The sequence below is a fragment of the Paraburkholderia sp. D1E genome (assembly GCF_052682275.1).
Window position 1 is genome coordinate 3,586,791 of record NZ_JBQYMB010000001.1, and the last position, 12,318, is coordinate 3,599,108.

At 62.6% G+C, this 12,318-nt stretch carries 10 protein-coding genes; 5 read left to right on the plus strand and 5 right to left on the minus strand.

Going from position 1 to position 12,318, the window contains the following annotated elements; translation table 11 throughout:
- Positions 1-56 precede the first annotated feature (56 nt).
- The 4 genes from ACUN0E_RS16115 to ACUN0E_RS16130 all read right to left on the minus strand — a co-directional run bounded on the left by ACUN0E_RS16115 (position 57) and on the right by ACUN0E_RS16130 (position 3,728).
- Positions 57-296, minus strand: a complete 240-nt coding sequence (locus tag ACUN0E_RS16115) for a hypothetical protein (RefSeq protein ID WP_445567227.1) — start codon at positions 294-296, stop codon at positions 57-59.
- Positions 297-298: 2 nt separating this feature from the next.
- Positions 299-1,162, minus strand: a complete 864-nt coding sequence (locus ACUN0E_RS16120) for a porin (RefSeq protein WP_445567228.1) — start codon at positions 1,160-1,162, stop codon at positions 299-301.
- A gap of 91 nt (positions 1,163-1,253) precedes the next feature.
- Complete coding sequence (locus tag ACUN0E_RS16125; protein ID WP_408229797.1) at positions 1,254-2,582, minus strand: uracil-xanthine permease family protein; 1,329 nt, start codon at positions 2,580-2,582, stop codon at positions 1,254-1,256.
- A 30-nt stretch (positions 2,583-2,612) separates the two neighbouring features.
- Entirely contained in the window at positions 2,613-3,728 is a 1,116-nt protein-coding gene (locus ACUN0E_RS16130; protein ID WP_445567229.1) for an aryl-sulfate sulfotransferase, read from the minus strand.
- A gap of 104 nt (positions 3,729-3,832) precedes the next feature.
- Here ACUN0E_RS16130 and ACUN0E_RS16135 point away from each other — a divergent pair, with 104 nt between their 5' ends.
- Positions 3,833-4,789, plus strand: a complete 957-nt coding sequence (locus ACUN0E_RS16135) for a LysR family transcriptional regulator (RefSeq protein WP_445567230.1) — start codon at positions 3,833-3,835, stop codon at positions 4,787-4,789.
- Positions 4,790-4,869: 80 nt separating this feature from the next.
- Positions 4,870-5,346 (plus strand): GNAT family N-acetyltransferase, encoded by a 477-nt coding sequence (locus ACUN0E_RS16140; protein WP_445567231.1) that lies wholly within the window; start codon positions 4,870-4,872, stop codon positions 5,344-5,346.
- Here ACUN0E_RS16140 and ACUN0E_RS16145 read toward each other — a convergent pair.
- Positions 5,336-7,507: a tetratricopeptide repeat protein gene (locus ACUN0E_RS16145; protein WP_445567232.1), complete on the minus strand. Its 2,172-nt coding sequence runs from the start codon at positions 7,505-7,507 to the stop codon at positions 5,336-5,338. The two genes, ACUN0E_RS16140 and ACUN0E_RS16145, sit on opposite strands and share 11 nt — an antisense overlap.
- A gap of 287 nt (positions 7,508-7,794) precedes the next feature.
- Between ACUN0E_RS16145 and ACUN0E_RS16150 the strand changes: the two genes are divergently transcribed.
- The 3 genes from ACUN0E_RS16150 (at position 7,795) to ACUN0E_RS16160 (ending at position 12,304) form a co-directional block, all read left to right on the plus strand.
- On the plus strand, positions 7,795-8,196 hold the full coding sequence (locus tag ACUN0E_RS16150) for a DUF2946 domain-containing protein (RefSeq protein ID WP_408508879.1): 402 nt from the start codon (positions 7,795-7,797) through the stop codon (positions 8,194-8,196).
- Between the two features lie 82 nt (positions 8,197-8,278).
- Positions 8,279-10,657 carry a TonB-dependent receptor gene (locus tag ACUN0E_RS16155; RefSeq protein WP_445567233.1) on the plus strand — a complete coding sequence of 793 codons (2,379 nt, stop codon included), beginning with the start codon at positions 8,279-8,281 and terminating at the stop codon, positions 10,655-10,657.
- 135 nt (positions 10,658-10,792) lie between these two features.
- Complete coding sequence (locus ACUN0E_RS16160; RefSeq protein ID WP_445567234.1) at positions 10,793-12,304, plus strand: PepSY-associated TM helix domain-containing protein; 1,512 nt, start codon at positions 10,793-10,795, stop codon at positions 12,302-12,304.
- The last annotated feature ends 14 nt before the right edge of the window (positions 12,305-12,318 follow it).

Sequence of the window (12,318 nt, forward strand, 5' to 3'; positions counted from 1 at the left end):
AAGGCCCGGAAAGCGCGGTACGACGCGCACTGCGATCACGCCGCCCGTCGCCCAGCTCAGAACAAATGATGGATCCCGCTCAGAAACACCGTCTGCCTTCCACCTGACGCCGCGCCGATCCCGAGCGTGTTCGCCACTGCCCCGCCACCCGCGGTCTCGAACATCAGGTCCGCGTAAAGTTGCGTCGCTTTCGACAGTGAATACACGTTCGCCACAGTGAATTGCGTCCAGCGACGCCCGGCGAGTGTCGCGGTCCACGCGCCCGCCGCAATCTCCTCCGCAGGCGTCAAACGCACGTTTACGCCGCCGTCGACGGTACGAAAAGCTCGCTGCCGCCGTCCGACTGAATCCGCACATCCGTTGCGAGCGCATGCAACGTCACGCGTTCAAAGCGATACGAACCGCCGATGCCCATGTCGCGCACCTGTTTCGCGTTGAAGCTGGCGCCAGGCGCAAGCGTCTGCCCTTCGAACGAAGTCAGGCCGAGCCCATTGGCAAGCGGCAGCAAACGGTCGCGGTATTCGGAGTACACCGCCACCAACTTGAGCGGCCCGTTCGTGTAGTTAGCGCCCAAACTGATGGTCCGCCCGTTGGTGTTACTGGCCGATGCGCCAGGAAAGCCGTAGAGCGCGCCAAAACTCAGCCCACTGTAATTCACACTCTTCCATTTCACGGTACTCGACAACTGCACCGGCAAGGTGCTGCCGAGACCATCGAGATTGCCGGGATGAAACGCGGAGAAGTCCCCGAGCAGTTGACCCGTCGATACCGAGCCGAGCCAATCGAAATTCCAGTCGCTCTGACGGCCGAGCGTCACGGTACCGAACATCGGATCGGACATGCCGACGTAAGCCTGACGATTAAAGAAGGTACTGGTGCTGGCCGACGCACCAGTCGTCGTGACAAAGCCACTCTCGAGCCGGAACACGACCGATCTGCCTGCGCCAATATCTTCGACACCCTGGAAGCCGAAGCGGTCGGCTTGCAGCGTGCCCTGCTCCGCAATATAAGCGTGAGCACCATGCAGGTTGCTCACATAGCCGACACCCGCGTCGAGACTTCCATACAACGTGACACTGCTCTGGGCGTTAGCCGTCGTGGAAACGACGGGCGCAGCCAGGCACGCGACGACCGTCGCGCGGAAAGCGAAATTGGTTTTCATGGCGTATGGGTTGAAGCGTTCGAGGAAGGACTGCGGAGGGGCGTTGGTTCAAGCCCGGTGAAGCGCGATCAGATGCAATAAAAGCCGGACATCAGGTTGTCTGGATCTTCTCCGCGGACCTGAGGCGCCAAGTGCCGAAAAACAGATTGACGACGATGGCGGTGAGCGTCCCCGCCGCCATGCCGTTGCCCAATACGATCTGCGAATAGCCGGGGAACGATGCGTACACGTTCGGAACCAGAACCGGTATCAGCCCGACAACAAGCGCGGCGGCGAGCGTGTACTGATTGCCGCGTGCATGCAGGTCGACCTTGCCGAGCAGACTGACACCCATCACGCCGATCATCGCGAATACGATCAGCGCTGTGCCGCCCACCACCGGTGCGGGGATCGCGTAAGCAAAGCGGCCCAGCGGTGCAAACAGCGCGATGACCATCAGCATCGCACCGGCCGTTGCGGTCACATAGCGCGAGCGCACGCCGGTGGTCTGCACGACGCCGATATTCTCCGCGCTCGTGATGATGAGCGAGGTGCCCAGCAGCGAGCCGAGCAACGACGCCACCGCATCGCCGCGAATGGTCCTTGGCACATCGCGGCGCATGTCGATCTTCCTGCCGGTGATCTCGCCGACAGCAACCGTCTGCCCCGTTGCCTCGGCCATCGAGATGACGCTGAAGATCAGCATCGGCAGCGCGGCAAGCAGGTCGAAGCGCGGCATACCGAAGGGCAGCAGCGTCGGCAGTGTGAAGAGCGGAGCGCCCCACATGCCGCCTGCCGGCATCAGCCCGATTGCCCAGCCTGCGCCCGTACCGATCGCGAGGCCGATCAGCACGGCAAGGCGCCCCGCCGTGCCCGTGAACAGTCGCGCCACGGCCAGGGTGGCCACGATCGTGAGTAGCGCGAGGCCAAGCGACTGCGGCTGCGCAAAGCCCGGCGTTCCCGGCTGGCCGACGATGATGCCCGCATAGATCTTGATGAGACTCACCGACACCAGCAACAGCATCGTTCCCACCACCACACGCGGGAAAAACCGCAGGCAGCGCGCGAATACCGGCAGTACGAGCCAGTAGAACAGGCTGGTGAGGATCGTCGCGCCCGCGGCGGTGCGCAGATCCGTCTGCGTGGCAATGACGGCGAAAAGCATGGCGGGCGCGCCGCCCGGCACCATGACGAAAGGCAGCCGCGAGCCGATCGGCCCCACCCCGAGCGATTGCAACAGCGTGCCTGCGCCGCAGGCAAAGAAGGTCGCGCCAATCAGATGCACGGTCATGTCTGACGAAAGCGACAACATCCTCGACACCAGAAAAACCGCGGTAACGGGCGACGCCGCCATCGACAGGACATGCTGCAAGCCGAACAGCACGAGTTGCCACGCGGGCAAGCGTGCATCGACACTATGTGTGGCTGGGTCTGGATTCACGTTACCCCCGAGGGATCGAAAACGCGGCGTTCAGGCGCGCAGCCACGGCAATTGCTCGCGGCTGTAGCGGAAGGTCTGGAAGACGCTGTTCAACTGGCCGGGGCCGGTTTTGCGCGCCGCTTCGTCCGGGTATTCGCCGAACCAGGGAATCACATACTCCCACACCACCTCGCCCGCGGGCGTCACTTCGAAGAGGCGGCCCGTCGCGGACTCGGTGATGTGCGTGTTGCCGTTGGCGAGTCGCTGTGCGTTGCCCATGAAAGCGCTGTAGAACGCATTCACCATGTCGTCGGCGTACGACCACACCACCTCGTTGTTCGACGGATCGATCTCCAGCACACGCGAGAAAACCACGTGCGCACCGGTGCGGAAATTGCCGTTGTCGAACGTGAGAATGTTGCCGTTGGCGAGTGCCACGGGTGCGTGCTGGTGCGACACCACGCTCGGCGGAATGTGCATCGTGACGCCACCCGTCTTGCGGTCGACGGCGATAATGCCCGACGTGGTGCGCAAGCTCATCAGCACCTCACCTTTCGCATTCACGCCAAGCCCGTTCACGAGCGGCCAGTGATACCGGCCGAAGCCGGACGCGATCGGAAAGTCCTTGGGGTTAAGGTGTTCCCACGCCTTCCATTCCCACACCAGCTCGCCGGCGCGATTCACTTCGCGGATCACGTCGGCGTACATGACTTCGTCGGGACCGTGCGCCGTACCGCCCGGCACGCGGTCGGCAAATCCAGCCGGCACCGGCGCGCACGCGGCGTAAAGCAGATTGCCGTTGGCGAGCCACTGCGCGTCATGGTGATGCGCCGGATCTTCGTAATGCCAGACCACCTCGCCCGCGGGCGTGACTTCGGAGAAATCACCGCCATGCCACATCGACCACGGCGCGTAACGGTTTTCCGATCTGGCATGGTTGCCGTTGTAGCCGAGATTGCCGTTGGGAAGAATCACCGCGTGGCGTCCGGCCCGCACGGGCATCTTCCACTCGTGAACCACTGCGCCGCCCATGTCGACGAGATAGACATGGCCGCCCGCCGTTTGCGGAGCAATGAGTGTGTAGCCGCCGGCCGACGCCTTCGGATCGTAAGCAATGAGGCCAACGCCGCGGCGCCGCTGGGTAATTTGATCGACTGTCGTGGTCACGGTTCGCTCCGTTAAGATGATGAAGCGAAATCTAGGCTATCCGACCTGTCAATAAAACCTGATTATTCTTAACGGCCCGTATGGAAAAACCATACGCTCGATTTATGCGTCCAATATCGCAGACATTCCGTTGTTTCGACGAGGTGGTCAGACGCGGTTCGATCCGCAAAGCGGCCGAATCGCTGCACCTCACCGCAGCCGCGGTGCACCAGCAAATCCTCAACCTGGAAGAGCAGGTCGGTTCGCCGCTTTTCGACCGTTTGCCGCGCGGCATGCAACTCACCACGGCCGGCGAAATCATCATTGCTGCGGTGCGGCGCGGGCAACGCGATTTCGATAACGCGATGACTCAGGTGGAAGATCTGCGCTCGCTGCGTCGCGGGCATATCAACCTGGCGGTGTCGCCTTCGTCCGCCGAGCAGTTGGTGCCCGAAGCTATTCAGGCGGCCATGAAAAGCTATCCGGGGGTGACTTACAGCGTGCGCTCGGGCAACGGCGAGAGCATTCTCAAGTGGGTGGAGACCGGCGAAGCCGACATCGGCTATGGACTGCGCCGCAAGCCGCCGCCCGGCGTCGTGGAAGTGCGCGCCTTCTCGCAGCATCTCGGGCTCGTCACGGCACCGGGACATCCGCTGACGAAACTCGGCAAGCGGCCCCGGCTGCGGGACTGTCTCGACTACCCACTCATCCTCATGACACCGGATACGGAATTGAGGGCAATGGTGGATCAGATCGACCACCGGGAACAGCGCAAGGCACGTCCGCTGGTTGAGACCAGTTCGGTTTCGATGGTGCGCCGGCTCGTGGCGAACGATGTCGGTATCGGCTTCCTGATTGCGGAGAATGTGGCGGAGGACGTGACGCTGCAGAAGCTCGCGTGGACTCCGCTCGCTGATGCAGGCGCGAAGTCGTTCAGTTGCCTCTATCAACGCTCGGACCTGACCACGACCGTCGCGATGAGCATGTTCCTGCAGTTTCTCGGCCACGCGATCGAGGTGACCGAGAGCCAGTTCCACACCTCGGCGCAAGCGGGCCGCAAGCGTCAACAGCGTGTCAAATGAGGAATCCGAAGACATCCGGTTCGGCACGATCCGTTAGGACTTAGGGCACAGCGCTATACTTTTGTATCCCTCATAGCGGCATGACTCACAACCCCACCATGGAACACATTACTTTCCGGACCGCGGCATTCGCCGATCTTCCCGCCATCATCGGCCTGCTAGCGGACGATAAGCTCGGCAGCCAGCGCGAGACGATCAGCAACCCGTCGGACGAACGATATGTTGCCGCGTTCAAGGCCATCGAAGCGGACTCGAATCAGCAGCTCGTTGTTGCCGTCGACGAAGAGACCGTGATCGGCACACTGCAACTGTCGTTCATCCCCGGCATCGCTCGCCGAGGTGCATGGCGCGGGCAGATCGAAGCCGTTCGGATCGCCGCGGCATATCGCAGCACGGGTATCGGCCAGCACATGTTCGAATGGGCGATTGCGGCGTGCCAATCACGCGGCTGCGCAATCGTGCAACTCACCACCGACAAGGGTCGTCCGGACGCACACCGCTTCTATGAAAAACTCGGCTTCGTGGCCAGCCACGAAGGTTACAAGATCATTTTCTAGCGCTGCAGATTTCGGCAGCATGGTCGGCGGAGAATCGCTCCATACACGCCTGCCGCACTCGCTCGACGCTCACCGACCAGCCCTCACCCGTCTCCCGGCGAAACAGCCGCAGCGTGTGCGGATACCAGGGCGAATCGCTGCGCTCGTGCATCCAGCGCCAGTCGATGTCTTTCTCCGGCAACATCACCCAGCACGGTTTGCCTAGCGACGCGGCCAGATGCGCCGTGGACGTATCCACGCAAATCACCAGATCGAGCTGCTTGATGATCGCGGCGCTGTCCGCGAAATCGTTCACCGCCGAGCCGAGCTCGAGCAGCGGCTGACCGGCGGGCGGGTTTTGCGCCTCATCCTCGCCCTGACCTTTTTGCAGACTCACGAAGCTCAGGCCCGGCACGCTCCAGAGCGGCGCGAGCGTGGCCAGCGTGGGTATCGACCGGTTCGCGTCGTTATGATGTTTCGCATTGCCCTTCCAGACCAGCCCGATTTTGCGGCCGGGCGGCATGGTCTTGAGCATCGGCTGCCACTTTTCGCCGAGTGCCGGCTCGACCGTGAGTCGAACCGCGCGCGGAATCGTCTCGAGAGTCGTACGCAAATGCAACGGCGCGCTCAGCAGACTCGTCCAGCAGTCATAGGTGGACGCGGCTACGCGGACCATTGCCGTGTCGTGATCGAGCACGGCGTCGACACCGTCCACCGAGGCCATCAAACGGTGCAGAGCGGGCACGCACGCAAAAGCGATATGGGCGGCCCTTTGTGCCTTGAGCAAGGCGAAATAGCGGCTGAACTGAACCATATCGCCGAGCCCGTCTTCCTGCCAGACCAGCAGGGACTTGCCGGCAAGCGTGCCGCCTTGCCACTGCGGACAGCTCAACATCGCGCGCGTCTTGTGATGCACGAAACCCGGCTGGTCGTAGCGGCACTCGTACAAGCGCCAGCCTTCCTCAAAGCGGCCCATGCCGAGCACCATCACGGCCAGACCGAATCTGGCGTCGCCGTAATCGGGACGTAATGCGAGCGCCCGAAGGTAAGCGGCTTCGGCTTCGGGCAGCCGCCTGAGTTGCGCCAGCGCGGTCCCGACGTTGTAGTGCGCCTCGGCCAGATCGGGACGAAGCGCGAGCGTCTGTGCGAAGGCCTCAATGGCTTCGGGCAAACGGTCGAGCAGACGAAGCACGCAGCCCAGGTTGTTGTGCGCCTGGACGATGTCGGGCCGGCAGCGAATCGCCTCCCGGTAAGCCGCTTCGGCCTCCGGCAGACGCTCCATATTGAACAGCGCGAGCCCGAGGTTGTAATGCGCCTCCGCATAGTCCGGGCGATGCGAGATTGCGTCCCGGTAGGCCACTTCGGCCTCGGGCAAACGCTTGAGATCCGCCAGCACCGCGCCGAGGTTGAGGTGCGCCTCTGCGTAATCCAGACGAATGGCCAGCGCGAGCCGGCATGCCAGTTCTGCTTCAGGCAGACGATGCGCGGCCTTCAGCACACTGCCGAGGTTATTGAGCGCCTCGGGATACTGAGGCTTGATGGTCAGCGCCTGCCGGTAAGCGGCGTCGGCCTCGGCAACGCGCCCGAGTTCCATGAGCACGTTGCCCAGATTGTTGTGCGCCTCGGCGTGCTCGGGCAGCCCGATCAGCGCCTGGCGATAGGACACCTCTGCTTCGTGCAGGCGGCGCAGTTCGTGCAACACGATGGCCCGGTTGTAGTGCGCCTGGGCATAGTCGGGACGGATCGCGACCGCCTGATGATAGGCCGCCTCCGCCTCGTCCCTGTATCCCATCCCGTAGAGCACGATGCCGAGATTATTGTGCGCGTCGGCCTGATCGGGCCGCAGCGCGACCAGTTGCCGGTAGACCGCTTTGGCCGCCGACAGTTGCCCGAGCGATTTGAGCAGCATGCCGAGACTGCTGTACACCTCAGCGTAGCCGGGTTTGGCGCGCAGGCATTGGCGCCAATAGGTTTCCGCGTCCGACAACTTCCCCAGCGCATACGAACAGGCCCCCGCGATATTCAACGCATCCGCCCGCGCGTCTTCCGATACCTCGGCGCGCGGTTCGAGGACCGGCTTCACCAGCAACCAGGCCTCGGCGAATTGCCCAGCCGAGCAGAGCGACGCCGCTTGCTGATTAATGTCGGTTATCGAGGATGCGCGCGTCTGCGTGGGTGTCATGAGTCGTCATAGCTGGAGTCGGCGGCGTTCAGGCCGGGTCAATCGCATGTTTCACGCCCTGTCCGGCGTGCCGTGTATCCGCGCATTGACACGGGCATGCCGGAACGCCGGCATGGAAAGCCGAACATGTACCACGCAGCTTAAGGGAAACGGACAGGCGGTAACGCCCGGAAATGAGCGGGTTTCGGGCGTCTAATCCACCGCTATGTCCAATGCAATAAACGGAATCACACGAGAAAAGACCGCGCGGCAGTGCTAGAATCGCCCGCGTCTTTACCTTGACCATCATGACTCTACGCTCCCGCAACCGCATGACCGCATGGCTTGGCCTGATCGCCATGTGGCTCGTCGTGTTCGCGCCGGTCGTGAGTCAGATGCTGGTGTCGAACCGCGCGCACGAGCCCTTCGCCGCGCTCTGTTCGGCGCTACAGCCGGTTAATCAGAGCCTCGCGAGCCAGTCCACGCCCGCCAGCCCGGCGCCCGTCCATCTAAGCCACGACGACGCCTTCGGCGCATGCGGTTACTGCCACCTGCTCGAACATCACGTCGCCATGCCGAGCGTCGCGGCCGTCGAACCGTCGGCCGCGCTCGCGCTGACCGGCACCGCGCCGGCCGCCCTCTCCACCCGCTTCACGCCGCTCGGCGCGTTCCCATCCGGACGCCCAAGAGACCCACCTGCCGTTTCCTGATCGCTGTTGTTCCTGATCGCGCATCTCGTCGCACCTGCTGAGGGGCGCGCGATCGCCTGTTCAATGCATCAAGGAAATGTTCATGTTCAACTTCCCTCTGCGAAGGCTGCCCTTTTGCGCCCGCCGCGGCGCCAGGCGCATTACATCCGGTCGGCGGCCGCTGTCGTATTTTCCGGTTTGTCTGCCTGTGTTAGTTCCGGCGTTCGCGCTGGCATTCATCTCATCCCCGGCTTACGCGGATAACGCGCCCGCCGACGCCACGCTGCCCGCTGTCAGTGTCACCGCGAATGCCGTCGCCACCCCGCGCGCGGTCGACCCTAACCTGCCGGCCTCCGTTGAAACCGTAACGCGTGAACAGTTCGACAACTGGAACATCGTCAACACCGAAGACGTGTTGAAGTACATGCCGAACCTCGCCGTGCGCAAGCGATTTATCGGCGATCTGAATTCGATCATCGCCGTACGCGGCACGAGCAACACGCAGAGCGCGCGCGGCCTCGTCTATGCGGACGGTCTGCTGCTCAGCAATCTGCTTGGCAATAGTTATTCGTTTCCGCCGCGCTGGTCGATGGTGTTTCCCGACGAGATCCAGCAGGTCGACGTGATCTATGGGCCGTTTTCCGCGCTCTATCCGGGCAATTCATTAGGCGCCACGGTGCTCATCAGCACCCGCATGCCGAAGAAGTTCGAAACCGACGCGGACGTCAAAGCCTTCACCCAGCATTTCAGCCTGTTCGGCGTGAATCAGAATTTCAACGGCAGCGAAGCGAGCGCGTCGATCGGCGACCGGATCGGTAAATTCTCCTATTTGCTGGGCGTGAATCACCTGGAGAACACGAGCCAGCCGCTGCAATTCGCCACGCTCGCCAAGTCCGGCACGCCCGCGAAAGCCGGCGACACGCCAGCGACCGGCGCGTATTTCTACAACAACCAGACCAATACGCCGACCGCGGTACTCGGCGTGAGCGGCGAAGGGATCGAACATACGGTGCAGGACCAGTTCAAGCTGAAGATGCAGTACGACTTCACGCCGACACTGCAGGCCGCCTTTACGCTCGGCTACTGGCACCAGACCTATAACAGCACGACATCGAGTTTTCTGCGCGACGCGAACGGCAACCCTGTATACAGCGGCAAGGTCGCGATAGACGGCTACGAATACACGATTCCGGCGGCTGCGCTCGCCCCAAGTCTCGGCCACAGCGAGAACTGGCTGTACGGCGTCACGCTGAAGACCCGCAACGCCACCGGCTGGAACGGCGAAGCGATCGCTTCGTATTACGACATCGGCAATAGCGTGGCGCGCACCGCGAATTCAGGGGCGCCGGGCAACGGCCCCGGCACGGTGATCTTCGGCGACGGCACCGGCTGGAAAACGCTCGATCTGCGCACCACCTACACGCCCGTCACGCCGCAAGCGGGGTGGACGAACCACGCGCTGAGCTTCGGCTATCACTACGACAACTACTTCCTCGATAACGAGAGCTACAACACGCTGAACTGGCGGGACGGAACGGCCACGTCATTTGCCAATGCGTTCGCCGGCAAAACGCAGACTCAGGCGCTGTATGCGCAGGATGCATGGCACTTCCTGCCGCGCTGGAAATTGGTCTATGGCGTACGGTATGAAGACTGGCAAGCCTACGGCGGCTCGCAAGCGCTGCCCGGCAAAGCCATTCCGTACAGCGACGCAAATCAGCATCACTTTTCGCCGAAAGCCTCGTTGTCGTTCGATGTCACCGACGATCTGACCTTGCGCGCTTCCATTGGCCGCGCTTATCGCTTTCCGACGGTGGGTGAGATGTTCCAGGGGCAAGTCAACGGCTCGTCGATCATCAACAACAATCCGAATCTGAAGCCCGAGGACGACCTCTCGAAAGAGCTGACCGCCGAATGGGCGCACTGGAATGGCGTGTTCCGCTTCTCGCTGTTTCAGGACGACGTGAAGAACACGATCTTCAGTCAGACCGATACGACCGTGATTCCGAACGTGACGAACTTCCAGAACATCGGCAAGGTGCGCTCACGTGGCGTCGAAACCAGCTACTCCGGACAGGATGTGTTGATACGGGGCCTCGATCTGCTGGCGAGCGTGGCGTACACGCAGTCGAAGATCATCGCGAATGCACAGAACCCGGCGACCGTCGGCAAGTACTTCTATCGGATTCCGTTGTGGCGCGCCAATCTCGCCGTGACGTATCACATCGACGAACGCTCGGCGCTCACACTGGCCGCGCGTTATTCCGGCCGCGAATACAACACGCTCACCAACACCGACACGAATCCCAATGTATTCGGCGGCACCAGTTCGTACACGGTTGCGGATGCGAAGTTCACGTTCAAGCCGACAAAGCTGAGTGAAGTCGGGATCGGCGTGGACAACCTGTTCGACGCGCGTTACTTCGTCTATCACCCCTATCCGGGCCGCACGTTTTACGTCGAAGCGAAGCTGCGCATGTGAACGCGAACACGCGATTGGCACGCGCCATTTTCACTCGCCTCGTAGTCGATGCACTCGATGCACTCGCGAGCGGCAAACCAGCGCGTGCATCGCTGCGCAAACCGATCGACCCACTATCTGTTTCAGGAGGATTCCATGTCCACCACCACCGCTCAACGCACGACCTCGGCGGCAAGCACGGCGAGCGCCGGCTACCGCACGCTCTGGCGCTGGCATTTTTATGCGGGTCTCTTTGTGATGCCGTTCCTGGTCGTGCTTGCGATCACCGGCACGCTGTATTGCTTCCAGCCGCAAATCGAGCCGCTGCTTTACCCGCACCGTCTGATCGTCGAACCGCAAGCTGCACCCAGGCTGACCGAAGATGCATTGCTTGCCAAAGCCCGTACGGCCATGCCGGCCAATGCGCGTGCGGTGACCGCGCCCATCACGCGCGCACCGGACCGCAGCACCGAGTTCATTTTTCGTCTCGCCGACGGCGAAAAACAGAGCGTCTATCTGAACCCGTACAGCGGCGAAGTATTGGGCACGCTGAGCGTCGAGCGCCGCTTCATGCAGGTGGACCGCATGCTTCACCGCAAGCTGCTGCTCGGCAAGCCAGGCGAATTGCTGATGGAGCTGGCCGCATGCTGGACGCTGGTGATGATCGGCACCGGCGTCGCGCTCTGGTGGCCGCGCGAAAAAACTACTGCACGCGCGGCGCTGGTGCCCCGTTTCTCGCTACAGGGACGCCCGTTCTGGAAGAGCCTTCACGCCGTGATGGGTATCTGGCTCGCGCTCGGCGCGCTCGTATTCGTGCTGAGCGGTCTGCCCTGGACAGGTTCGTGGGGTAAGCAGTTCAAGGCGCTCGCGACCGCCGCCAATCTCGGCGCGCCGCCGGGATCCTGGGGTGGCTTGCCATTGCGCTCCGTACTGCCAGGCGTGCACACCGATGCGCAGGCGGGCACGGCGGCAACGCCTGCGAAAACGCAGTTGGCGCATGCATCACCCAATGAACACGACGAGCACGACGCGCACCAGGCGAACATGGACTCAATGCCGGGCATGGTAATGGACGACCTGCCGCTGCCGCTCACGCCATGGGCCGTCGGCAACGCGCCGGTGCCGCAATCCGCCGATGCCCTCGCGGCCCACACGCTACCGCTTGGACGCATCGTCGCTTTGGTCGCATCGCTCGGTGTCCCGCGCGGCTACGACATCGTGTTGCCCACCTCCGCTACGGGGGTCTACACCGTCTCGTACTTCCCGGCCGATCCGAAAGACGAACGTACGCTGTACATCGACCAATACAGCGGCGCGGTGCTGAAAGACATCCGTTACGGCGACTACGGCGCGATATCCAAAGCTGTGTCGTACGGCACATCGTTGCATATGGGCCGCTATTTCGGCCTCGCCAATCAGATTCTCTGCGCCGTGATTTCGCTTGGGCTCGCGGGGATGGCCGTGACCGGCTTCGTGATGTGGTGGAAGCGGCGGCCGCAGCGCTCGCTCGGCGCACCGTCGCGCGAACGTGCCGCACCGCCGATGCGTGGCTGGAAAACCGGCCTCGTTCTGCTCGGCATCGTCTTCCCATTGATGGGCGCTACGCTACTCGCGGTATGGCTCGCCGACCGCACGTTTTTTGGCCGCACCACGCGGCAACCTGCTTAAAGCCTCATTCCCGC